At 70.9% G+C, this 21922-nt stretch carries 21 protein-coding genes and 1 pseudogene; 4 read left to right on the top strand and 18 right to left on the bottom strand.

The window, feature by feature from the left end; translation table 11 throughout:
• Positions 1–4 precede the first annotated feature (4 nt).
• The 15 genes from CRT23_RS17785 to CRT23_RS17715 form a co-directional block, all read right to left on the bottom strand.
• A complete protein-coding gene (locus CRT23_RS17785; RefSeq protein WP_103710722.1) occupies positions 5–694 on the bottom strand; it encodes a hypothetical protein in 690 nt (229 codons plus the stop codon).
• Positions 694–2391 carry a flagellar basal-body MS-ring/collar protein FliF gene (gene fliF / locus CRT23_RS17780; protein WP_055957336.1) on the bottom strand — a complete coding sequence of 566 codons (1698 nt, stop codon included), beginning with the start codon at positions 2389–2391 and terminating at the stop codon, positions 694–696. Before fliF ends, CRT23_RS17785 begins: the two co-directional genes overlap by 1 nt.
• A 91-nt stretch (positions 2392–2482) precedes the next feature.
• Positions 2483–3202 carry a nucleoside deaminase gene (locus CRT23_RS17775; RefSeq protein ID WP_103710721.1) on the bottom strand — a complete coding sequence of 240 codons (720 nt, stop codon included), beginning with the start codon at positions 3200–3202 and terminating at the stop codon, positions 2483–2485.
• A gap of 189 nt (positions 3203–3391) precedes the next feature.
• Positions 3392–4150, bottom strand: a complete 759-nt coding sequence (gene fliP, locus CRT23_RS17770; RefSeq protein ID WP_055957338.1) for a flagellar type III secretion system pore protein FliP — start codon at positions 4148–4150, stop codon at positions 3392–3394.
• Between the two features lie 46 nt (positions 4151–4196).
• Complete coding sequence (locus CRT23_RS17765; protein ID WP_055957341.1) at positions 4197–4691, bottom strand: flagellar basal body-associated FliL family protein; 495 nt, start codon at positions 4689–4691, stop codon at positions 4197–4199.
• Positions 4692–4715: 24 nt separating this feature from the next.
• Positions 4716–5432: a flagellar basal body L-ring protein FlgH gene (flgH, locus tag CRT23_RS17760; RefSeq protein ID WP_055957344.1), complete on the bottom strand. Its 717-nt coding sequence runs from the start codon at positions 5430–5432 to the stop codon at positions 4716–4718.
• Complete coding sequence (locus CRT23_RS29185) at positions 5432–6034, bottom strand: MotE family protein (RefSeq protein WP_348628874.1); 603 nt, start codon at positions 6032–6034, stop codon at positions 5432–5434. Before CRT23_RS29185 ends, flgH begins: the two co-directional genes overlap by 1 nt.
• Before the next feature lie 296 nt (positions 6035–6330).
• Complete coding sequence (gene flgI, locus CRT23_RS17750; RefSeq protein WP_103710720.1) at positions 6331–7482, bottom strand: flagellar basal body P-ring protein FlgI; 1152 nt, start codon at positions 7480–7482, stop codon at positions 6331–6333.
• Complete coding sequence (gene flgA / locus CRT23_RS17745) at positions 7482–7964, bottom strand: flagellar basal body P-ring formation chaperone FlgA (protein WP_082513226.1); 483 nt, start codon at positions 7962–7964, stop codon at positions 7482–7484. The genes flgI and flgA overlap by 1 nt, the downstream gene beginning before the upstream one ends.
• Before the next feature lie 127 nt (positions 7965–8091).
• Positions 8092–8880 (bottom strand): flagellar basal-body rod protein FlgG, encoded by a 789-nt coding sequence (gene flgG, locus CRT23_RS17740; protein ID WP_055957351.1) that lies wholly within the window; start codon positions 8878–8880, stop codon positions 8092–8094.
• A gap of 53 nt (positions 8881–8933) precedes the next feature.
• Positions 8934–9278: a flagellar hook-basal body complex protein FliE gene (locus tag CRT23_RS17735; protein ID WP_103710719.1), complete on the bottom strand. Its 345-nt coding sequence runs from the start codon at positions 9276–9278 to the stop codon at positions 8934–8936.
• Between the two features lie 8 nt (positions 9279–9286).
• Positions 9287–9703 carry a flagellar basal body rod protein FlgC gene (flgC, locus tag CRT23_RS17730; protein ID WP_103710718.1) on the bottom strand — a complete coding sequence of 139 codons (417 nt, stop codon included), beginning with the start codon at positions 9701–9703 and terminating at the stop codon, positions 9287–9289.
• On the bottom strand, positions 9703–10086 hold the full coding sequence (gene flgB, locus CRT23_RS17725; RefSeq protein ID WP_103710717.1) for a flagellar basal body rod protein FlgB: 384 nt from the start codon (positions 10084–10086) through the stop codon (positions 9703–9705). The genes flgC and flgB overlap by 1 nt, the downstream gene beginning before the upstream one ends.
• A 90-nt stretch (positions 10087–10176) precedes the next feature.
• Complete coding sequence (locus CRT23_RS17720; RefSeq protein WP_103710828.1) at positions 10177–11487, bottom strand: MFS transporter; 1311 nt, start codon at positions 11485–11487, stop codon at positions 10177–10179.
• Positions 11488–11519: 32 nt separating this feature from the next.
• Positions 11520–13472, bottom strand: coding sequence for a cytochrome C oxidase Cbb3 (locus tag CRT23_RS17715; RefSeq protein WP_103710716.1), 1953 nt, complete (start codon positions 13470–13472; stop codon positions 11520–11522).
• A 197-nt stretch (positions 13473–13669) separates the two neighbouring features.
• Here CRT23_RS17715 and CRT23_RS17710 point away from each other — a divergent pair, with 197 nt between their 5' ends.
• Complete coding sequence (locus CRT23_RS17710) at positions 13670–13867, top strand: hypothetical protein (protein WP_055957369.1); 198 nt, start codon at positions 13670–13672, stop codon at positions 13865–13867.
• A gap of 73 nt (positions 13868–13940) precedes the next feature.
• Here CRT23_RS17710 and CRT23_RS17705 read toward each other — a convergent pair whose 3' ends face one another.
• Both CRT23_RS17705 and CRT23_RS17700 read right to left on the bottom strand, forming a co-directional pair.
• Positions 13941–15284 carry an MFS transporter gene (locus CRT23_RS17705; RefSeq protein WP_103710715.1) on the bottom strand — a complete coding sequence of 448 codons (1344 nt, stop codon included), beginning with the start codon at positions 15282–15284 and terminating at the stop codon, positions 13941–13943.
• A 311-nt stretch (positions 15285–15595) separates the two neighbouring features.
• Entirely contained in the window at positions 15596–15862 is a 267-nt protein-coding gene (locus tag CRT23_RS17700; RefSeq protein WP_103710714.1) for a hypothetical protein, read from the bottom strand.
• A 454-nt stretch (positions 15863–16316) separates the two neighbouring features.
• Between CRT23_RS17700 and CRT23_RS17695 the strand changes: the two genes are divergently transcribed.
• From CRT23_RS17695 to CRT23_RS17685, 3 genes are all read left to right on the top strand, one after another.
• Positions 16317–17174 carry a transporter gene (locus tag CRT23_RS17695; RefSeq protein ID WP_103710826.1) on the top strand — a complete coding sequence of 286 codons (858 nt, stop codon included), beginning with the start codon at positions 16317–16319 and terminating at the stop codon, positions 17172–17174.
• Positions 17175–17344: 170 nt separating this feature from the next.
• Positions 17345–17665 carry a hypothetical protein gene (locus CRT23_RS17690; RefSeq protein ID WP_146056413.1) on the top strand — a complete coding sequence of 107 codons (321 nt, stop codon included), beginning with the start codon at positions 17345–17347 and terminating at the stop codon, positions 17663–17665.
• A 209-nt stretch (positions 17666–17874) separates the two neighbouring features.
• Entirely contained in the window at positions 17875–19140 is a 1266-nt protein-coding gene (locus CRT23_RS17685) for an MFS transporter (protein WP_103710712.1), read from the top strand.
• Positions 19141–19795: 655 nt separating this feature from the next.
• On the opposite strand, the pseudogene CRT23_RS17680 reads toward CRT23_RS17685, so the two are convergent.
• Positions 19796–21481 (bottom strand): annotated as a pseudogene (locus CRT23_RS17680) (HAMP domain-containing methyl-accepting chemotaxis protein); the annotation flags it as partial.
• Between the last annotated feature and the right edge of the window lie 441 nt (positions 21482–21922).

Below are 21922 nucleotides of genomic sequence, written 5' to 3'. Positions count from 1 at the left end.
CGGGTCAGGCTCCCTGGACCGCAGCGGTCATCAGGCGGCCCCAGGCGCCGAGCTGGGTCTCGATCACGGTCTGGTCGGCCTGCACCGAGACGTCGACGGCGTCGGAGGGCTGGAACGCGACGGTGGCCTCGAAGGGGCCGAGCTTGCCTGCCACGGCGTCGAGAATGTCGGCCGGTCCGCTCACCCGCACGGGCGCACGGGCATCGCCGAGGATGCGGGCGAGGCTCTGGGCCAGCTCGTCGACCGCCTGGCGGCGCAGGGCCTCGGTCAGCACGGGCACGAGCAGATGCCCGACCCGGTCGGTGAGCCCAGCGCCGAGGGCCTGGAGCGCGTCGGAGAAGCCGGCCGCCAGGCGGTCGCCCTCGTCCACGCACCAAGCCTGGCGCATCTCGACGAGGCGGGCCTCGTGATCCGCCTGCAGGCAGGCGATCACCGAGGCGGATTCGGCGGCGGCCTCGGCCCGACCGAGTTCGCGTCCGCGCTCCAGGCCCCTTGCCTCGGCGGCGCGGAGCAGGGCCTCGCGGTCCTCCGGCGGTTCCACGGGCCGGCGCAGCAGGGCCGCGAGGCCTTCGGAGGGACGGGGCGTCGCGGCAGCGGCAGCGGCAGGCGCGGCGGCGCGGGGGGCCGGAGCGCCGCGGACCGGCACGACGGCGTCGGAAAAATCGGGAAGGAGGCGGGCGATCGCGGGGGCCATCACGCGGCCTCACGCAGGAGCCAGCGCTTCAGGATCTCGGCGGCCTGCGCCTCGTCGGCCTCGATCATCTGCTCAAGTCTCTTCTGGGGCGAACGATTCAGTTTCTCGGTGAGGTCCTCGATCATGCTGGCGACCGGGCTCTGGCCGGGCGCCGCGAGGCTCGGGACCGCGTCCGGATCGGCGCCGAGGGCGGCGTTGGGACCGGCGAGCGCCGCATTCGGCGCGGCTGCGGCGAGAGCCTGGGCCTCTGCCGCCGCGGCCAGGGCGCGGGCCTCCTCCTGCTGGGCGGCCGGGATCTCCAGGATGGCCCGCATGGCGGGGCGCAGGCCGAACCAGATCAGCAGGCCCGCGACCAGCAGGATGGTCCCGGCGTTGATCAGGGTGGCCGACTGGCGCATCAGCACGTCGGTGAGGCTGAGGGGGGCCACCGGCTCCAGGGGCTGCCCGTCGTTGACGAAGCCGACGGCGGCGACCTTCACGTTGTCGCCGCGCTCCTTGTTGAAGCCCGCGGCGGAGCCGACGAGTTGCTCGATCTCGGCGACCTGCGCGTCGATGGCGGCCTTGCTGGCATCCGGCCCGGCCAGGGCGGTGAGGCGGGCGCGGTTGACGAGGACCGCCACCGAGATCTGCTTGATGTTGTAGCCGTCGCTCACCGTCTGGATCGTCTTCGAGGAGATCTCGTAGTTCGTCAGATCCTCGCGCTTCTGCGTCTCGTTGCTGGCGGTGTCGCCGCCATCCGAGCGGGCGCGCTGGTCGGGCAGGTTCTGCTGCGTGGTGGTGGGCCGCTGGGCGGCGTTGCGGTTCTGCGAGTTCTCGGTCTCGCGCACGGCCCGGGTCGAGCGCTCGACGCGCTGGTCGGGGTTGAAGATCGTCTCGTTCTGCACGGTCTTGTCGGTGTTCAGACGCGCCGCGACGCTGACCTCGAAGTTGCCGACGCCGAGATAGGGAGTCAGGGTCCGGCGAATGTTGTCCTGGACCTCGTGGCCGATGGTCTTCTCCAGGGTCGCCATCTTGCCGGTGGGCACTGCGTTGGCATCGTCCCCCGAGAGCAGAAGCGAGCCGTCCGAGCCGATCACGGTGACGCGGTCGGGCTTCATGCCGGGCACCGCGGAGGCGACGAGGTGGCGGATCGACTGGGCGCCGCTGACGTCGTCGGCGGGCTCGGTCCGCACCACCACCGAGGCGGAGGGGGGCTGCTGGTCGCGGCGGAACGAGCCGCGATCGGGCAGGACGATGTGCACGCGGGCGGCCTTGACGCCCTTCATGCCCTGGATCGTGCGGGCGATCTCACCCTCCAGGGCGCGCACGCGGGTCACCTCCTGCATGAAGGAGGTCATGCCGAGGGAGCCGAGATCGTTGAAGAGCTCGTAGCCGGCCTTGGAGCTCTGCGGCAGGCCCTTCTCGGCGAGCAGCATCCGGGCCTGGGCCGTGTGGCCGTAGGCGACCAGCACCGCCGCACCGTCGGCGCTGACGTCGAAGGGGATGTTGGCGTCCTTGAGCACGCTGCCGATGCGGCCGACATCCTCGCGGCTCAGCCCCGTGTAGAGCGTCTCCTGGGCGGGCCGGCTGAGGTAGAAGGCGCCGAGGCCGACGGCGAGGAAGACCACCACGCCGATCAGCGACAGGGCGGCGATCCGCCGGCCGCCGAGCGCGAGGATGTTGTTCCAGAGCCGTTCGGCGTGCTGAAGACCGGACATTCGGTGGGCTGCTCCGCTACGGATCCGCGATCCGATAGCGTCCCATCGCCCGCCAGCCTTGCGCGGAGATTGCGCCGTCGCCGCCGCGCGATCAGTAGGGGTGGCGGTCCGCCTTGTTCATCCAGGCTTCGTAGGCCTTCAGCCCCGTCTCGCGCTCGAAGTTCTCGCTGACCCGGATGCGGCGCTGATCCCAGGGCTTGGCGATATCCTCGTACTGAAAGGCGTCGTCGAAGCCGATCTTGCTCGTGTCCTCCAGGCTGGCCGCGAAGTAGACGTGGTCGATGCGCGACCAGTAGATGGCGCTCATGCACATCGGGCAGGGCGCACCGTTGATGTAGATCTCGCAGCCCTTGAGCATCTTGGCCCGCTCGGCCACCGGATCGGGCGAGCCGGGCTCACGCCGGATCATCTCCAGGATCGTGCCCGCCCCGTAATCGCTGCCGAGCAAGGCCTTCGGGTTGAGCCGGGCAGAGGCATCCATGATGGCGGTGATTTCCGCGTGGAAGACCGGAATGCCGGTCAGCAGCACGCGATTCTGGCCGCGCCCGATGATCTCCCCGTCCTTTACGATCACGGCGCCGAACGGCCCACCCCACCCCTTCGCGACGGATTCGATCGCGAGCCGGGTCGCCTCCTCCATGAACGCCGTCCGGCCGGGGGGAACCGGGGCCGCCTGCGCAACGGCGCCGGGTGCCACGGCCAGGGACATCCCGACCCCGACGGCCCTGGCCAGGAAGGCGCGCCGGCCCAGGTCGTCCGGTCCCGTGCAGTCGCCGGAATGGTTCGCCGAACAGGAACAGGACTGAAACATCAAACATCTCCGCAATCCAACCGCACGGGTGCACGATACAGGATACCGGTGATTTGGATTACGAAAAACAGAGCGTCGGCCCTGTACTGGTGATCAGCATTTCAGTCTTGTTAAAGGAACAAAGCGATCCCTTATTGGGTCGGAGCGACAAGTCGTTCCGCAGTTCATGACCGGCGGACGAGCGCCCCGTCAGAAGAACGAGCGCACCAAGCCGCCGACCAGCATGTTCCAGCCATCGATCAGGATGAAGAACAGCACCTTGAACGGCAGCGAGATCACGGTGGGCGGCAGCATCATCATGCCCATCGACATGACGATGGTGGAGACGATCATGTCGATGACCAGGAACGGCAGGGCGATCAGGAAGCCGATTTCGAAGCCGCGGCGCAGTTCCGAGATCATGAAGGCCGGGATCAGGATGCGCAGGTCGATCTTTTCCCCGCCCTCGGCCTTCGGGATGTTGCGGCTGGCCAGGTCCGTGAAGGTCTGCAGGTCCTTCGGGCGGACGTGCTGGGTCATGAATTCCCGGAACGGCTCGACGAGCTTGGGGATGGCCTCCGTCTCGGAGATCCGGTTCTCGGTGAGCGGCCGCAGGCCCTCGTTCCAGGCGCGGTCGAAGGTCGGCGCCATGACGTAGAAGGTCATGAACAGCGACAGGCTGACGAGGAAGATGTTGGCGGGCGTGCTCTGGAGGCCAAGGCCCGAGCGCAGGAACGAGAATGCGATGGCGAACCGGGTGAAGCTCGTCACCATGACGAGGAGGCCGGGGGCCAGCGACAGCACGGTGAGCAGCGCCACGAGCTGCAGGATGCGCCCGCTCGCCGCCCCGTTTCCGGCCGGCAGCAGCGCATCGAGGGCGGGCAGGCCCGTGGCCGACTGGGCCAGCGCCGGCCCCGTGAGGGCGAGGCCGGCGGCGAGGACGAGGCCTGCGGTGGTGAGCGGTTTCATGGTTCTTTCCAGCGGCCGAGGGTGACGAGGCTCCGGCGACGGCGCCCTACTGCACCACCAGCATCTCGACGATCAGCTCGCGGACCTGCCCCTTCGTGCGCAGGGCCACCCGCTCGTTGAGGTCCTCGCGCAGGTGCAGGAGCCCGCTGGCGCCCTCGAGCTGCTTCAGGGAGACGGTGCGCAGGTAGGCGACGATGTCGGAGCGGATCTCGGCGAGCGCCACGTCCGGGTTCGGCACGGAGCCGGTCTTGAACACGACCGAGGATTCGAGGCGGACCCAGGCATCGTTGCTGTCGGCGAGGTTGGTCACCACCGAGCCGACGCTGCGCAGGGCCACGTCGCCGGTGTATTTCAGGACCTTCACCGCCTTGTCGTCCTCGTCCTTCTTCTTCACGTCCACCGCCTTCTCGACGGTGGACAGGAGGTACATGCCCAGGCCGCCGCCCGTGCCGATGGCGACGAGGCTGGTCAGGGCGAGGGCCAGGATCCAGCCCTTGCCGCCGCCCTTCTTCGCCCCCGTCTTGTCGTCCTTGGCTGCCATGGTTCCGCTCCCGCTCGCCCGATCTCAGAACGGCGCCAGGGTCTCGAAGACCTGCTGGCCGAAGGTCGGCGCCTGCACGTCCGAGATGCGGCCGCGCCCGCCATAGGAGATGCGCGCCTCGGCGATCTTGTCGTAGTCGATAGTGTTCTTGCGCGAGATGTCGCGCGGCCGCACGATGCCCGCCACGGTGAGGACGCGGACCTCGTTGTTCACCCGCACCTCCTGCGAACCGCTGATCACGACGTTGCCGTTGGGCATCTGCTCGGTGACGATGGCGGCGACCTGCAGGCGCAGCACCTCGGAGCGGTCGATGTTGCCCGCGCCCTTGGTCTCCGTGGAGGAGCGGATGCCGGCATCGGCGGTGGCCGTGTCCTTCAGGGCCGAGACGCCGTAGCCGAAGTCGAAGCCGAGGCCCGATTTCTGGCTGCGCGAGCGGTCGCTCGAATTGCCGAACTGGGCCTTGTCGTCGATGAGGATCGAGACCGTGATCACGTCGCCGATGTTGCGGGCGCGCGGATCCTGGAACATCTCGGCGCTGCCCGGCGCCCAGGTCGAGTGATAGGTGCGCCGTCCGAGGGACCCGTAGGTGGTCGGCAGGGCCTCGCGCGGCGGCTGCAGGCCGGTGCCGATCGGCGTCAGCAGCGGCGCCTGGCCGATCCGGTCCACCGGCGTGTTGCAGGCGCCGAGGGCGGGCGCCGCCAGCACCAGGATCAGGCCGGCCCGGAACGTGTTGGGAAGCATCAGGATTTCTCGCTCGTGCGGGGCTTCTTGTTCGGATCGGTCCTGCCGCTTGGATCGGTCTTGCCGCTCGGATCGATCTTGGACGCGCCGGTCTTGCCCATCTCGGTCATCATGCGGGCCAGCTGTGCGGCGCGCGCGGCCTCCATCTCGCTCAGGATTCCGCTCGCCGTGCGGGCGTTGAGCTTGGTCAGGATCGCGGCGGCGCCCTCGTCGGGCATGTTGGCGAGCTGGAGAGCGGCGGCATCCGCCCGCATCTTGGTGTAGATCGCCACCACGCCCTCGTCGGCCTTGGCCAGGAACGCGTCGCGGCGGGCGAGCCAGGTCTCGTACTCGGCGCGCTTGGCCTCCAGGGCGGCGATCCGCTCCTCGACCTGCTTTTCCAGGGTCGCCAGCTGCTCCTTCTGCCAGGCGAAGCGCGCATCGGCGGCGGCGTCCGCGATGCTGGCGCAATAGGCCGGCGGCTTCGGCGCGGGCTTCGCCAACTCGGGCTCGGGAGCCCGGACCTCGGCGACCTGTGCCGGCTCGGACGGCTTGACCTCGGACGCCTTGACCTCGGACGCCTTGGCCTCGATCGCCCCCGTGGTCTCGATCGGCTGGGACACGACCGTGACCGGCTCGGCCACGCCGGCGACGGGTTTGGCCGCGACGGCGAGGCGGGGCGCGGCCGGCTTCGGCGCGGCCTTCGGCAGCGGGCCGGGGTTCAGCCCGGAGATCGCCGGGCGGCCGCCCTCGAGGGCGCCGGCCGGACCGAGGCCGAAGGAGGCGAGCGCCAGGAGGCCGACGAACAGCAGGACCCGCAGCGCCATCAGGGCGAGCCAGCGGGTGGGCGGCGTCGGGCCGGGCGGGCGCACGACGAGGCGGGTTGCCTCGCCCGGCAGGGGAAGGTCGGTCACCGCGCTCATTGCACCACGAGCTCCGCCTGAAGCGCCCCGGAGGTCTTCACCGCCTGGAGGATCGAGATGATGTCGCTGGGCTTCAGCCCGACATTGTTGAGGCCGCGCACCAGGGTCTGGAGATCCGAGCCGCCGATGATCGCCATCCGGCCGGGCTGCTCGTTGATCGCGACCTCCGTGCGGGGCACCACGGCCGTCTGCCCGTTCGAGAACGGGGCCGGCTGCGAGACCTCCGGGGCCTCCGTCACCCGCACCGTGAGGTTGCCGTGCGTCACCGCCACGGTGGAGATCTGGACGTTGCGGCCGATCACCACCGTCCCGGTGCGCTGGTCGACGACGACGCGGGCCGGGGTGTCGGGGTTGACGGTGAGGTCGCCGATCTCGGCCACAAACCGGGTCTGGGCGATGTTGCTCGGCCGCAGCAACGTGATGGCCCGCTGGTCGCGCGGCGACGCGACCCGGCGGTTGAAGCGCGCGAGGGCGTAGGCGTTGATAGCGTCGGCCACCATGGTGGCGGTCTTGAAGTCGGGGTTCTTCAACTCGAATACCAGTTCGGGCAGGTCCCGGAAGGTCCCCGGCACCTCGCGCTCGATCAGGGCGCCGTTGGGAATGCGCCCGGCGGTCGGCACGCCCTGCGTCACGGTCTCGGCCTGGCCGCCGACGCTGAAGCCGGAGACCGCGAGGGGTCCCTGCGCGGCCGCGTAGGTCAGGCTGTCGCCGCCCATCAGGGGCGTCATCAGCAGGGTGCCGCCCTTGAGGGAGGTCGCGTCGCCGAGCGAGGTCACGGTGACATCGATGCGCGAGCCGGTGCCCGTGTAGGGCGGCAGGTCGGCGGTCACCATCACGGCGGCGACGTTGCGGGTGCGCAGGCGGGCGTCGCGGACGTTGATGCCCATGCGGTCCAGCATCGACTGCAGCGACTGCTCGGTGAACTGGGCGTTGCGCAGGGTGTCGCCGGTGCCCTGCAGGCCGGTGACGAGGCCGTAGCCCACGAGCTGGTTGTCGCGCACGCCCTTGAGGGTGGCGATGTCCTTGATCCGGGTTCCGGCCAGGGCGGGCGTGGGCAGGGCGAGGAGGAGGGCTGCGACGAGCGCCGGAATCCTGGCCGCCAACTTGGCTGCGATCTTCGCCGGGATCTTGGGAAGGTGGCGGCGCATCAATGGTCCCCGGTCCGGATTCGGCCGTCGGCCATCACGGTGCCGAGGACGATGCGGTTGGTGTCGGTGTTGCGCACGCGGATGACGTCGCCGAGGCCGCCGTTCTGGAGCGGCGCGCCGACGGCGGTGATGAGCAGGCCGTGCTCCTCGAACACGATCTGCGTCGGCGTGCCCCGGCTGACGAGGCGGGGATCGTCGATGGCGTTGACCGGCACCGGCTCGCCCGGCAGCAGCATCCGCTTCGCGACGCGCCCAGAGATCGCCAGGGCGGCGTCGACCACGGCGGTCCGGGCCTTGAAGGTCTCCGGATAGGCCTGCATCCGCAGCATCGACGGCTTGATGGTGTCGCCGGGATAGATCGTCACCGTCGGCACCGGCAGCAGCAGGTCCTCGGCCGCGGCCGGCCCGGCCAGCAGCGCGAGCCCGACGGCGGCGAGGCGGCACCGGCTGCGCGGGGACAGGCCCGGAAGGTGAATACCCATGACGTGGTCGCGCCCTTGGAGAATGCCCGGACGGGCGGCCGCGGCCCCGGCGGAGAGCCGATGCCGCCCGTAGCCGCCGCGCGGAGGTGGGAGTGTGGGGCTCAGGCGGCGGCGCCGCCCGACGCGCTTAGCGGATGCCCTTGGAGATCGTGCCGGCCATCTCGTCGGCGGCCTGGATCACCTTCGAATTCATCTCGAAGGCGCGCTGGGCCGTGATCATGTTGGTGATCTCCTTGACGGGATCGACGTTCGAGCTTTCCAGGTAGCCCTGCTGCAGCTTGCCGAAGCTCGGGTCGCCGGGCACGCCGGTGACGGGGGCGCCGGAGGCCGCGGTCTCGCGGTAGAGGCCGTTGCCGAGGGGCTCCAGGCCGGCATCGTTGGCGAAGTTCGCCAGCGTGATCTGGCCCAGGTTCTGCGCCTGCACCTGCCCGTCCACCTTGGCGAAGACCTGGCCCGACTGGTTGATCACCACGTCGACGGCCCCGTTGGGGATGAGGATCGCCGGGTCGAGGGCGTAGCCCTCCAGGGTGACGATCTGGCCGGTGTTGTTGCGGTTGAACGAGCCGGCGCGGGTGTAGTTGATCTCGCCGTTCGGGTTGGTGATCTGGAAGTAGCCCCGGCCGTTCACTGCGAGGTCGAGCTGGTTGGCGGTGTTGGCGAGCGGCCCCTGCCGGTGCAGGTTGCGGATGGCGGCCGTGCGCACGCCGAGGCCGAGCATCGCGCCCTCCGGCACCGGCTCCTGGCCGGCCTGGTTCGGCACGCCCTGCTGGCGCTCGGCCTGGTAGAGCAGGTCGGTGAACTCGGCCCGCGCGCCCTTGAACCCGGTGGTGTTCAGGTTGGCGATGTTGTTGGCGATGACCTCGAGGTTCATCTGCTGGGCGTTCATGCCCGTGGCCGCGATGGCGAGCGCTCTCATGGTGTCACGGTCCCGTCGAAGCGTTTAGCAGGGGGTTTCACGCGATCGGATCGTCAGATCGGCATGCGGCTGAGTTCGAGATAGGCGGCGACCACCTTGTCCCGGACGGCGATGGCGGTCTGCAGGCTCTGCTCGGCCGACATCACCGCCTCGACCACCTGCTGCGTCGAGGCTTTGCCCTGGATGCCCGAGATGGCGGTGGCCTCGCCGGAGCGCAGGGAGGTGCGCAGGCCGCTGGCGAGCTGCGCCATGACGTCCCCGAAATCGGTGCCGGCACCGGCCGTGGCGGTCGGCGGGCTCACGGGGAAGCTCGTGCGCGCCAGCGGCGCGGCCGAGTCGGTGCGGGTGATGCCGGCGGTCCGGTCGAAGGCGGCGAGCGAGGTGAGGGCTTCGATCATCGCGGGTCTCAGCTTCTCAGGAGGTCGATGACGCTGGCGACCATGGCGCGGGCCTGCTTGATCACCTGGACGTTGGCTTCGTAGGAGCGGTTGGCCTCGCGGATGTCGGCCATCTCCACTAGCACGTTGACGTTGGGCATCTTCACGTTGCCGTCGGAATCGGCCGCCGGGTTGCCGGGGTCGCGCTCGATGCGGAACGGCGCGTCGTCGGTGCCGATCTTGCGCAGGGCCACGGTGGGGCCGCCGGCGGCCCGGTCCAGAGCGGCCCGGAAGGTCACGGTCTTGCGGGCATAGGGGTCCGCCCCGGGGGCGTCGCCGACGGATTGCGCGTTGGCGACGTTCTCGGCGGCGATGCGCAGGCGCAGGGACTGCGCCTCCATGCCGGCGCTGGCGAGACGGGTGGAGGCCGCGAGGGGGTCGATCATCAGGACTTCACCGCCGCCTTGAGCATCCGGTCGAAGGCCTTGACGATGCCCATGTTCAGGTTGTGGTCGCGGCTGACCTCGCCGGCCTTGAGCATCTCCTGCTCCAGGCTCACCGAGCTCGAGGTCGAGAGCGCGTCCCAGGCGTCGGCCGCGGCGACCGGCTTGGTCGGGATGCGGTTCTCGCCGGAGGTGACGTGGGCGCTCTCCGTCATGGTTATGCCGGCGGAGGCCGTGCGCGCCATCACCTCGGAGAACGGCACCACGTCCCGGGCCTTGTAGTCGGGCGTGTTGGCGTTCGCGACGTTGCTCGCGATGGTCGACTGACGCACCGCGAGGTAGCGCGCCTGCTGCGAGGCCAAGTCGAAGAGGTAGACGCCTGTCACGGTCGGCTCCGGTCCCGATCATTCATGACCGAAGCTTTAGGGAGCCAATCTTGTCCGAGGCTGACGGGGGCGGCGCGCCGGGGCCGCCCCTCAGCGGGCCTCCGCGTTCGCCTCGAGGTCCCGGCCGCGGGTCTCGGGCATGAGGAAGGCCGCGATCGTGCCCACGATGCTGAAGGCCACGAGGTAGTAGGCCGGGGCGAGCTTGTCGCCCGAGAGGGCGATGAGCTTGTTCACGACGTAGTTCGTGCTGCCGCCGAAGATCGAGACCGAGAAGGCGTACACGATGGAGAGCCCCGCGCTGCGCACCGCCCGCGGCAGGGCCTCGGGGATCGCCACGATGATCGCCGCCGCGTTGATCGATGACAGGGCCGAGAGCAGGAAGGTTACGGCGTAGACCGACGGGCCGGTCGGGTCGCGCACGAGCCAGGCGAAGGCCGGCACGGTCAGCACGACGATGAGCGCGCGGGGCCAGATCATCACCGGGCGCCGGCCGAACCGATCGGCCAGCCAGCCGCCGAGGAGCGGGAAGGCGATGGAGGCGAGGCCGAGGGCGATGGGCACGGCGGTGGAGATCGTCTCCGTGAGGCCGAGCGTGGCCTGGGCATAGACCGGCATGTTGGTGCCCACCGCGTTGGAGACGGTGGAGGCCGCGATGATGAGGAAGGTCAGGACCAGCATCCGGCCGTGCTCGCGCACCAGGCGCCGGACCACCGCGAGGGTGGACTCGGCCGCGGCCGGGTCGGCGCGCTCGCCGGCCGTCTCGGGCAGATGGCTGCGGATGATCAGACCCACGGGCACGACGCCGATGCCCAGCGCGAACATCACCCGCCAGCCCCAACTCGCCATGGCGTCGTCGCCGACCGCGTAGGTCAGGACCGAGGCCACGAGGCCGGCGATCAGGGCGGCGCAGCCCTGGCTGGCGATCTGCCAGCTCGCCACGAAGCCGCGGTGCTGTCCCGGGGCGGCCTCCAGGAGATAGGCGGTGGAGGGGCCGACTTCGCCGCCGAGGGCGAGCCCCTGGATGAGCCGGCCCACGATGACGATGACCTGCGACCAGCCCCCCAGGGTGGCGTAGCCGGGGGCGGCCGCCAGCATCACCATGCCGATGGCCATCAGCGCGATGGTGATCAGCATCGCTGGCTTGCGCCCCGCCCGGTCGGCGAAGGCCCCGATGAGGATGCCGCCGACGGGCCGCATGACGTAGCCGATGCCGAACAGGGCCAGGGAGGCGAGCAGGCTGTCGGTGGCGTTCTCCGAGGGGAAGAACGCCTCGCCGATGGGCTTCGCGAAGAAGGCGTAGATGGTGAAGTCGTAGAACTCGAGGGCGTTGCCCAGCACCACGGCGGCGACCGCCTTGCGTTCGAGGCGCGGGGCCCCCTCGGTGGTCCCGGCCGTCTGCATGGTGGTCTCCCGTTGCGCGTCCCCGGCCAGGCTCATGGCACCGGCACATCCTGCGTCAGGGCGTCGATGGAGAGCAGGTAGCCCAGCAGCGCGTCCTGGTCGGCGGGGCCGTAGCCGGCGGCGGCATCGACCCAGTAGCGGTGCCCCTCTCCCGTCACCCGCGCCGTGCGCGCCATGGCGGAGGCGCGGTTGGCGGCCACGACCCGCCCGCGCAGATCCCGGTCCACCAGGGCGCGCAGGCTGTTGCGCGGATCCGGCGCGCGACCGCGCTCCAGGGTGCCGGGCACGCCGAGCGCGCCGGCGAGGTCGGTCCCCGCCGCCACGCCGCCATCGTGCAGGTAGGGCGCCGACCAGGCGAGGCCGACGAGATTCGGGACCTTGTAGCCGCCCTCGGTCCCGGCATGGGCCCAGCCGAGCTGGACCTGTTTCAGGGCCTCGCCCTCCAGGGGGATCGGCACGATCCTGGGGTCGGCCGGCAGCGGGAAGGGCGTGTCGGTCGCAAACATCGCGGGGGCGGACAGGTGCGCCTCCATCTTGGCCCCCGCGCGGGCCCGGGTCGGCTCGGTACCGATCTCGCCCACGGGCACGATCCGGTTGTTGGTCAGCGCCGGGCCGGCATGGCAGCCGGCACAGCCGGCCCGCGCGAACACCGCGCGGCCGGCCTCGGCCTGTGCCTTCGGCGCCGGCGGCGGACGCAGGAGGTTCTGGAAGGCCGACATGGCGTTGTTGGCGAAGTTCGCCGGCTCCCCAGCCGCGGAGGCGAAGAGCCCGTTATCGGTCATGTAGTTCGTCGCCGGAAAGCTCGGCAGGACGGCGTAGCGGTTGAGGCCGGGGGAGGCCGGCGTCGGGTCGAAGGCGGCCAGGATCGCGCTCGGCCGCTGGGCCGCCTGCGGATCGTAGCGCAGGGCCGGGTTCGCCGCCCCCTGGAGCAGGATGCCGAGGTAGAGGTCCGGATCGATGCCGAACAGCCAGGGCGCGGCGGCCGCGAGCTGCGTCGTGTCCGAATTGGCCGTGTGCACGTTGTTGTTCAACGACGACAGGCCGTGGAAGGGCCCGACCGCCTCGCGTCCGCTCCAGCTGTAGGGCTCGCCGTAGGCCGAGAAGCTCGACGGGATCGAGGTCGGGTTCGTCACCAGGTCGGCGGAGGAATCGAAGCTGCCCGGCGGCCAGCTCGCGACCTCGACCTTGGCCGCCGCCTCGAGCCTGTCCCGGTCGGGCAGCACCGCGGTCCCTCCGCCGGCGGTCGGAACGGTTCGTGACGGATCGCCCGCGAGGGCCGCGAGGTCGATGCTGCCGTGCATGAAGTAGGCGGAGGCGTTGGCCGAGAGGGCGAGGAGCAGCCCGGCATTCAGGTCGGTGTTCGGGGCGCCCTCCACGACCTTACCGGACTGGGGGTCGACGGCCGCGTGGCAGAGGGCGCAGGTGATGCCGAGCCGCAGGTGGCCCCGGTCGTAGAAGGTCTTCAGGCCGATGATGCCGAGGCCGCCCGCCTCGACGTCGAGCCCGGTCGAGACGAAGTCGCCCTTGCCCCACTGACGCTCGCCGATCCGCACGTCCTGGGCGACGCGGACCTGGAGGTTGTTGGTGGCCTTCCCGCCCAGCAGCAGCACGGCGCGGGCGACCTCGTAGGGCGTCAGGGCACCGTCGAGCATCCCCATCACGTCGGTGAGGAAGACCTCGTTCCCGAAGGTCTCGGTGTAGAAGGCCTCCCGCCCGCGGGCGATGACCGCCTCGTCGATGGTGAAGGCGCCGGCCTCGGGCGACAGCGTCCGGCGCCCCGCCTCGGTGGTGCGCAGGGTCGCGGCCTCCTCCCGGCCGATGCGGCGCCCGAGGACGTCGTAGGCCGTCGAGATCGGGTAGCGGTCGGGGTTCGCGAGGGCCTCGCGCGAGGGCGTCGGCGCATAGCTGACGCGGCCGAACCCGGCGAGGCCGGCCCCGGCGGCGAGGATGACGACGATGCCGAGGAGAAGGGAACGGGAACGCATGCCGAGGGGGTGTCTCCGGCCTGCAGGGGCCGGCGGATAACGGATGCCGACGGCCAAGGTTCGATGACAGATGCGCGAGGCGCCGCGCCGCGCCGATCGGGTCTTCGGGACCGCGCGCGTCCGGGCCCTCGGAACCGGCGATCCATGCCGGCGCTTGCATTCCCGGACGGGTCATCCGTCCGGCCGGGAGGACAGCCATGTCGCGTGACACCGAAACGCATCAAGCCCTGCTCAGCGCCCTGAAGGCCGCCCAGGGGCGGTCCGACGGCAGCTTCGAGAAGGCCGTCACGGACGCCTTCGCCCATGTCTTCGAGCATCTCCAGCGCCTGAACGCCGTGAGCGGGCCGGACGAGGACCGCCCGCTGGAGCCCGGCGAGTCGGCGACCCTGCGCTGAGCCTCGCCGCGGCGACTCCGGGGCTCGCGTCCCGGAGGTTTGGCGCATCGCCCCCGGCGGCGACGGGACGGCGTCAGGCCCGCTGCGCCGAGGGCTCCGGCATGCGGGTGAGGAGCAGGGCTGCGCCCAGGCCGATGCCCGCCGACACCAGGAACGCCGCCGTGAAGCCGCTGGCATCGACGAGGCTGCCGGCCAGCACGTTCGAGAGGGCGATGGCGACGCCCTGGACGGTGGCCACCACCCCCGAGGCGAGGTTGTAGCGGGCTTTGTCCTCCATCAGGTCGGCGATCACCAGAGGCTTGATGGCGCTGTAGAGGCCGGTGCTCACGCCCTCCAGGGCCTGCACCGCGAAGAGCCAGAGGGCGTCGTCCGACACGGTGTAGAGCAGCGCCCGCACCGGCAGCATCGCGAAGGCGAACAGGAGGATCGGCTTGCGCCCCCAGCCGTCGGCGAAGCGTCCGACCAGGATGGCCATGGGCAGCATCACCGCCTGCGCCGCCACGATGGTCGTCGAGGTGATGGCGGCCGACCAGTTCTCGTGCGCCAGGGAGATCTTTTGCGCGACCAGGGAGGCCATCGGCCCGTTGGCCAGCTGGAACAGGAAGATCGACGCGGCGAAGACGAGGAGCGGGCGGTTGTCGAGGAGCACCTTGAAGGCCGCGCCCGAGCGCGGCTTCGGCTTCACCCCCTCGGCGAGCTCGCGGCCGACGATGTCGCGAGGGATCGACAGGACGGCCGCGGCGGCCGCGAACGACAGGGCGGGCACGAGGAAGAACACCGCCCGGTCGGGAAAGCCGTAGCCGACCAGCGCGATCAAGATTGCGATGACGACGTTGCCGGCCCGGTACCAGGCGCTGTTGCGACCCATCCGGCGCGACAGGCGGGCCTTCGGGAAGATGCCGAGGGTGAGGCCCGCGATGGTCGGGGTGAAGCTGCTGCCCGCCGCGGTCAGGACCGTGAAGGCCAGGAGCACCGGCCAGAATTGCGGCCAGAGCGCGATGACCACAGCTCCGGCCGAGGCCGCCATCAGGGCGGCCACGATGGCCAGGCGCTTGTCGCGCGCGCGGTCGATCACGGCCCCGAGCGGTGCCTGCAGGCCGACGCCGACGAGGCCCGCCAGGGTGGTCACGAGGCCGACGGTGGTCGCGCTCCACTCGCGGTGTACCAGCAGGAAGACGTTGAGGTAGGGCCGCAGCCCCCCGTTCACGTCGACCAGGCTGAGGTTGAGCAGATCGAACTTGCGCGGATGCAGGTCCGTCGCGGTGCCGGCCGCGTCGTGTCCCTTCGCTTGCCGGTCGCCTCGTCCGCCGACCGGTTCACCGTCTTGCCGGTCACCTTGCCGGTCACCTTGCCGGTCACTTTGCCCGTCACTTTGCCGGTCACCTTGCCGTTCGCCTCGCCCCGCCCTGTGCGCCATCGCTCTGTGTTGCCCGTTCCGGTCCCGCTGTGACCGGGTGTGACGTCCCTGCGGTCAATGTGTTCCCGGGCCGGCGATCGGCACGAGGGCGAGGCGGTCGGACATCGCCGCGTCGGGGCGGACACGGCGCGACCCGCCGCGGCGGAGGCCGGGCGGGTCGGTGGGGGATCCTGTCGGTCCAGGCACGGCTTACAGGTTGAGGTAAACCTGGGCCGAACCGACGATGGTGAAGACGAGGCCGCCGGCAAAAGCCGCGACCATGGCGTAGGAGAAGCCTTTCAGCAGCATGTGAGTCTCCTTCGCGGGTCCGATCAGCAGCGGTTACCGCCCGAGGTCTGGCCGTACTGCTGGGTGGGGAAGTTCTGCTGGTTGGCGTTGCCCTCGGCGGCCGAGCTCATCGGGCAGCTATAGGGGTTTCGCAGGGGCACGCCGCCACGAAACTCGAGCGAACCGGTCGTTTCGACCTCGTAGGGCGAGAAAGCAGTGTAACGGGACGGCCTTTCGAAAGCCATGGCGGACGAGATCGGAGCAACGCCGAGGACGAGAGCGGCGGCGAGGGCGGCGATACGGGTCTTCATTAAGGCTATCAGGCTCCTATACAGTGCGAACCGGTTTTCTTGGTTCGCTTCATCTGTCTGAACCGAATATGGGGCCTCGATCTCATCCATGACGTGCGTCCAGGCACGTGGAGGGCAGGATTAAACGATGGGGCCTGAGATGAGGGTCTGATCAAGTCTCGATGCATCATGAATACATCTTGGACAAAGCCGTCGTTAGTCCTGCCGGCGCTCTCCCCGCGCCGGTCGGCCCGGTGCCCGCCGGACTAAAGCGTGGCGGGCGATCGTCTGACAGGAAGACGCTGGGTTGCCGGCCGCCGACCGGCGGCACCTGTCCCCGGGCAGCCGAGCCAGGGAGACATGCGTGATCCGCACCATCGCTAAGGCCCTCCGTCGGTCCACCCGCCGCCTGCGCGGCGGCAAGATCCTTGTGGCCTCCTCACGCGTGGCCTCCTCACGCGTAGCCTCCTGGCTGATGGCCTCCTCGCTGGTGGCCTTCCCGCTCCTGGCACCGGCTCCGGCCCGGGCGGGCTCCGCGGCCCAGCCGGGCCAGACCATCGGCCTGCCGGCCGGCGCCCAGCTCCCGGTGGGGCTCTACTTCGTCAACACGTCGAGCTTCGGGGTGCGCGACACGCGCCCGCTGGACTCGGACTCGAACGTCAACCTGCCGGCCTTCGTCTGGGCGACGCCCTGGAACCTGCTCGGGGCGCGCCTGAACCTCATCGCGATCCAACCCGTCGTGGCGTCGAGTCCCCGCGGCACGCCCTACCAGAGCGGCATCGGCCAGCCGCTCCTCGCCGGGCAGCTCGCCTGGGACCTCGGCAACAACTTCGGCGTCAGCTACCTCTTCGGCGGCTACCTGCCGATCGAGACCCGTTTCCTGACGCAGAACGCGTCGCTGAGCCACCGCTTCGCCGCCAGCTACACCGGGGACGGCCTGAACCTCACGGCCAACCTGCTCTACGGGATCTTCCTCGACCCCGTCTCACCGCAGGGCGGGGTCTATCCCGACTACCTCAACCTCGACCTCACCGCGACGAGGAAGTTCGGGAAGTGGGAGGTCGGCCCCGTGGCTTTCGCCTCCACGGACCTGCCGACCCGGTTTCCGGGCTACCAACGCCAGGGCCAGATCGCGGTGGGCGGCCTCGTCGGCTACAATTTCGGCCCGGTGAACCTGCAGGCCTACGTCACCCAGGACGTGGTCGAGCGCCGGTACGGCGGACGCGAGACGCGCGGCTGGCTCCGGGTCATCGTGCCGATCTACAAGGAGAGCACCAACGCCGCCGCGCCCACCCGGCCGGTCGCGGGTCCGGGCCGGCTCGCCGGCCGATAGGCGCTGCCCGTGCGTGGTATACTGAATTCTTTCTGAACTCGACAAGTCCACGTCCAGGCCAAGCCTGATAATCCATGACAATAAAGTCAAGCAACACCGCGGAACATGCGAGCCAGGATAGACTTACAGCCGCACTGTGCCGCTCGTGAGCACATGACTGGAAGTCAAACATGAAAACCCTCGCAATGGTTCTGGCATCGAGCCTGATGTTCGCCAGCTTTTCCCTCGGCTCCGCCTCGGCCGCCCCGGGCCTGACCCAGGCCGAGCGGATGCGCGCCAGCTCGTCCATCGGCCATGCGGGCAACTACAAGGCGCGCAAGTACCACATGCGCCATCGCGGCCATGGCCATGACGCGATCCATCAGTCCCGCGCCCATCGTCTGCACCACACCCGCAACCGCCTGATGCATGGCGATCCGAACGCCCGCAATCCGATGCTGCCCGGCTACGCCCAGCAGCGCGGCAACATCTCTGGCGGCCCGCGCTACTGAGCGCTTCCGGGCGGGTCCGAGACCCGCGGCGCCGTTCATCGTCCGCGCGGGGTTCCGGCTTTGCCCGGAGCCGCTTCGCGGACCCGTCCGGCCCGGCCGGCCGCGCATCCCGCCGCACGGGGTGACGCCGGCCGGCCGCGTCGGCTAAGCACGGGGCCGGCGCGGCCCGGACCGTGGCGCGCCGTCGGCGTGAACGAGGACCGGAACCGATGCCCCCGTGGCCGCCGAGCCTGCAGGACGCGCGCTGGCGGGTCGGCCTCTTCACCCTGCTCTACCTCTACCAGGGGCTCGTCGCCGGCTTTGCCCTGACGGCGCTGGCCAACCACTTCGCCGCCATGGGCGCCTCCACCGCGGAGGTGGGCCGTCACCTCGCCGTGGTGGGTCTGCCCTGGGTCCTGCAGCCCCTGCTCTGGGGACCGGTGATCGACCGGGCGACGCCCGACCGCATGGGGCCACGCCGCCGCTGGCTCGTCCTCGCCCTGGCGGGCGCCCAGGCGAGCCTCGCCGGCCTGCTCCTTCTCGGCGGCGCCCCGAGCCTCACGGCCGTCAGCCTCGTCCTCCTCCTGCACAGCCTGGCGGCCTCCCTGGCCGACACCGCCACCGACCGCCTGATCGCCGACAGCGTCCCGGCCGGCGAGCTGGGACGCACCAGCGCGGCCACGCGGGCGGGCTTCGTGCTCGGCAGCGCCGCCGGAACCGCGCTCTTCGCCTGGGTGCTGGAGGCGGGGGGCTTCGCCGCCGCGGCGGGCGCCCTCCTCGGCCTGACCACCCCCATCGCCCTGGCGGCCGCGCTCGTGCGCGAGGTCCCGGGGGACCGGCTCCTCGCCTGGCCGCGGCCCGGGCCGGCCCGCGCGGCCGGAGCGAGCCGGATCGCCGCGGCGACCGCCTTCGTGCGCGCGCTCGCCGACGGCTTCCGGAGCCGCGACGCGGCGCGCCTGCTGGCGCTGTGCTTTGCCATCGATTTCGGTCTGGCGCTGTTCCAGGTGCCCTTCGCCGTCGCCCTGGTGCAGGCGCATGGCTGGGACGCGGGCGGCCTCTCGCGCCTGCAGGCCCTGCTCGCCCTCCTGGGCGGAACCCTCGGAGCCGCGGGCATCGGCGCCTCCGTCGACCGTCTCGGTCCGGGGCCGGCCCTGCGCGCCCTCCTGGTCGCCTGCGCGGTGGCGTTCGGGATCGCGGCCGGGTTGATCGCGGCCGGGCTGGAGGCCGTCACGGGGCCCGTCATCCTGGGCCTCGCCAACGTCGTGCCGGCTCTCCTCTACGTCGCCCTGCTGCCCACCGTGCTCCTGGCGACCCGCACCGGACGGGCCTCGGCCACGCAGTTCCAGATCTACATGGCGGCGATGAACCTCGGCGACGTCGCCGGCTCGGCGCTCGCCGGCGGCCTCGCCGCGGCGGTTCCCCCGGCCCTCGTCGCCCTCGGTGTCGCCCTGCTGTTCCTCCTCGGCACTCGGGTCGCCCGGGCGCCCGCCGGGTGACGGGTCGGCGGCTCAGGCCGCCGCGACGGGGGGCCGGTCCCGGACCAGCCGGGGCGGCCGACGTTCTACCAGCCGTTTCGCGCCCGCCGCGCCCGGTTCCTGCGTCGGCGAGAGATCGAGGCCCGGAGCGCGTAACCCAGCCCGACGTGGAGGGCGGCGGCCGCGCGGTCCGGTCAGGGCCCTGTGAGGTCTCTTCGGGGCGCCGCGCGCCACCGCCCCGGAGTGCACAGGTCCGGCGGGGGATGTCGGGCCGCGGGAGAGCGAGCCGCGGGGTCCGGCCAAGAACCGCCGGTCGTGCGGGAGGGGCTGCCCTTCGGGAGGCCGGCGCGGGCTGCGGCCTCGTGGGGCACGGCCAGATCGACGCGCCGCGCCCAAGTCTCCGCGCCGCGGCTGGAACCCCACACGGCCCCGGCCCGCCGCGCCGCCCGCGATCGTTCCGGGGCGGCGCTCGACCCAGCCGGTCCGCCCCCATGACGGGCGCGGCCTCAGACCCGCTCGCCCTGCGCCGTCCCCCGTGTCGCGCGAGACCGCCTCCGGTCCAACCCGGTCGGCGACCCGGGTCTGAACGGGCCCCTCTCCGTCCTGCAGAGGGGGTCCGCGCGCAAGAGGCCGACGGCATCGACCGGACCCGCTCCGATCCGGGACGGCGCGCTGAGGCCGCCCGAACGGTCGTCAGGAACCGCCGCACCTCGCCGGACAGGTGTTCGGATTGGCGGGAGACCTCGGACGCGGAGGTGAGCACGTGGGCCGCAGCCGTCCCGGTGTCGTCGGAGGCGCGCGCCACACCGGCGATGTTGTGGGTCACCTCGGCCGTGCCGCTCGAGGCCTGGGCCACGTTGCGCACGATCTCCTGGGTCGCGGCGCTCTGCTGCTCGACCGCCGCCGCGATCCCGGCCGCCACGTCGTTGATGTCGCGGATCCGCCCCGTGATGCCGTGGATGGCCGAGACGGCCTGATCGGTGACCCCCTGGACCTGTCCGATGCGCTGGCCGATCTCCTGGGTGGCGCGCGCCGTCTGGTTGGCCAATTCCTTCACCTCGGCGGCCACCACGGCGAAGCCGCGGCCGGCCTCGCCGGCGCGCGCCGCCTCGATCGTGGCGTTGAGCGCCAGGAGATTGGTCTGGCCCGCGATGTTGGAGATCATCCCCACCATCGCGCCGATCTGCTCGGCCGCCTGGCTGAGCGCCCGCACGAGCTGCGTCGTCTGATCGGCCTCCGACGCCGCCGCCTGAGCCAGGTTGGCCGAGCTTGCCACTTGCCGGCCGATCTCCTGCACGGACGTCCCGAGTTCCTCCGCGGCAGCCGCCACCGTGCCCACGTTGGCGGCGGCTTCCTCGGCCGCCGCCGCGACCGTGGCGGATTGGACGGCCGTCTGCCGGGCATTGACCGTCATCTGCTGGGCGGTCGCCTGCAAATCGGTCGACGACGACGACACCAGCCCGACGATCCCCCCGACCGCCTGCTCGAAGCTGTCGGCCAACTCGACCATCGTGCGCCGACGTTCCGCCGCCGCGGCCGTGTCGGCGACCCGGCGAAGGTCCGCCTCCTCCGCCGCCTTGCGCGACACCATGGCCTTGATGTTGTCGACGGCGCGGCCCAACGCCCCGATCTCGTCGCCGCGCCGGCTCTCCGGGATTTCGGCCTCGATCTCACCGGCCGCCATGCGCTCCAGCACCGCCACGAGGCGCGTGATCGGGCGCTGGATGTTGAGCATCAGGAGAATCGCCGCCGCAAGCAGGCTCATCAGCATCGCGGCGCCGGCGAGCAGACCGACCTGTCGCGCGCCGCTCACCTGCTCGGCGCTGCTCTGCATCGCCTGATCGGTGAAGCCGCGGGCGTTGGCCACGGCCTGGTCGATGATCCCCTCGATCTGGACGATCTGGTCCATGATCGCCTTTCGGGCGGCACCGGCGGTGTTCGCATCGACCCCCTGGCCGCGCAGGTCGGCGCGCCCGATCACGGCATACCGGCCCACGGCGGCGGCGAGGTTCTCCAGAGCCGTCCCGCTCTCGCGCAGGACTTCGGGCTTCAGCGCCAGCGCGATGGGTCGTTCCAGCCCGCGCTTGGCACGCTCAGCGTCCCTCACGGCGCTGGCAGCGGCGGCATCAACCTCAGACTTCGTTCGCGACAGATCCACGTCCTTGAAGTTGAGCTGGATGCGATTCAAGGCGACCTGTGCTTGGGAGATCCCCGACAGAATGGTCTGCTCCCGCGCGACAGCCTCGATCGCGTCGGAGATTTGGTGATTACTGTTCCATTGGTAGCCCATGACGCCGAGGGCGAACAGCGCCGTCACCGAAGACGAGAGAATAAGCTTACGCCCTATAGTCATGACAGGCATAACAAACACTAATGCAAAAGGAAATTTGACACTATTTTCTCGTCTTATATCGCCGACAACACATGAAACATTCCTTACGATTGCCACTTTGACGGGTGATAGACTGAAATAGACCATCGGCGTGATACGATCGGTCTCATTGGCGTTCCCCAGGGCACGACGGCAGGGCCGATATCGGGCCCTCGGGGAAGCGGACCGGGCGGTGATCCGGGTCCCGCAACAGCGCCCGCTCAAGATCCGGCACTCCGTCGCACGCCGGTCGGTTCCGGGCGCCGGCTTTCGGGGCCCCTGGAGGCCGGAGGATGCTTGACACGGAGCGACCCGACCGCCTCAGTGCTCCCATCGCGCCGACACCGGGGCGCCCTCCACCACGACGTCGGCCCGGCCGACTTACCCCCGCTCCGCACCCCGCCCTGCCGATGTCCCCTCCCCCCGCCTCCG

Source organism: Methylobacterium sp. V23 (assembly GCF_002917135.1).
Lineage (GTDB): Bacteria > Pseudomonadota > Alphaproteobacteria > Rhizobiales > Beijerinckiaceae > Methylobacterium.
This window is presented reverse-complemented; position numbering and strand designations above follow the sequence as displayed.

Bases quoted from the DNA above. Each gene is read 5' to 3' on its own strand.
- CRT23_RS17690 (WP_146056413.1), top strand. From the start codon at position 17,345: ATGAAAACCCTCGCAATGGTTCTGGCATCGAGCCTGATGTTCGCCAGC.
- flgC (WP_103710718.1), bottom strand. From the start codon at position 9,703: ATGATCGACCCCCTCGCGGCCTCCACCCGTCTCGCCAGCGCCGGCATG.
- CRT23_RS17685 (WP_103710712.1), top strand. From the start codon at position 17,875: ATGCCCCCGTGGCCGCCGAGCCTGCAGGACGCGCGCTGGCGGGTCGGC.
- CRT23_RS17715 (WP_103710716.1), bottom strand. From the start codon at position 13,472: ATGCGTTCCCGTTCCCTTCTCCTCGGCATCGTCGTCATCCTCGCCGCC.
- flgG (WP_055957351.1), bottom strand. From the start codon at position 8,880: ATGAGAGCGCTCGCCATCGCGGCCACGGGCATGAACGCCCAGCAGATG.
- CRT23_RS17735 (WP_103710719.1), bottom strand. From the start codon at position 9,278: ATGATCGAAGCCCTCACCTCGCTCGCCGCCTTCGACCGGACCGCCGGC.
- CRT23_RS17695 (WP_103710826.1), top strand. From the start codon at position 16,317: ATGGCCTCCTCGCTGGTGGCCTTCCCGCTCCTGGCACCGGCTCCGGCC.
- CRT23_RS17720 (WP_103710828.1), bottom strand. From the start codon at position 11,487: ATGCAGACGGCCGGGACCACCGAGGGGGCCCCGCGCCTCGAACGCAAG.
- flgA (WP_082513226.1), bottom strand. From the start codon at position 7,964: ATGGGTATTCACCTTCCGGGCCTGTCCCCGCGCAGCCGGTGCCGCCTC.
- CRT23_RS17775 (WP_103710721.1), bottom strand. From the start codon at position 3,202: ATGTTTCAGTCCTGTTCCTGTTCGGCGAACCATTCCGGCGACTGCACG.
- CRT23_RS17705 (WP_103710715.1), bottom strand. From the start codon at position 15,284: ATGGCGCACAGGGCGGGGCGAGGCGAACGGCAAGGTGACCGGCAAAGT.
- fliF (WP_055957336.1), bottom strand. From the start codon at position 2,391: ATGTCCGGTCTTCAGCACGCCGAACGGCTCTGGAACAACATCCTCGCG.
- CRT23_RS17765 (WP_055957341.1), bottom strand. From the start codon at position 4,691: ATGGCAGCCAAGGACGACAAGACGGGGGCGAAGAAGGGCGGCGGCAAG.
- CRT23_RS17710 (WP_055957369.1), top strand. From the start codon at position 13,670: ATGTCGCGTGACACCGAAACGCATCAAGCCCTGCTCAGCGCCCTGAAG.
- CRT23_RS17700 (WP_103710714.1), bottom strand. From the start codon at position 15,862: ATGAAGACCCGTATCGCCGCCCTCGCCGCCGCTCTCGTCCTCGGCGTT.
- flgI (WP_103710720.1), bottom strand. From the start codon at position 7,482: ATGCGCCGCCACCTTCCCAAGATCCCGGCGAAGATCGCAGCCAAGTTG.
- flgH (WP_055957344.1), bottom strand. From the start codon at position 5,432: ATGCTTCCCAACACGTTCCGGGCCGGCCTGATCCTGGTGCTGGCGGCG.
- CRT23_RS17785 (WP_103710722.1), bottom strand. From the start codon at position 694: ATGGCCCCCGCGATCGCCCGCCTCCTTCCCGATTTTTCCGACGCCGTC.
- fliP (WP_055957338.1), bottom strand. From the start codon at position 4,150: ATGAAACCGCTCACCACCGCAGGCCTCGTCCTCGCCGCCGGCCTCGCC.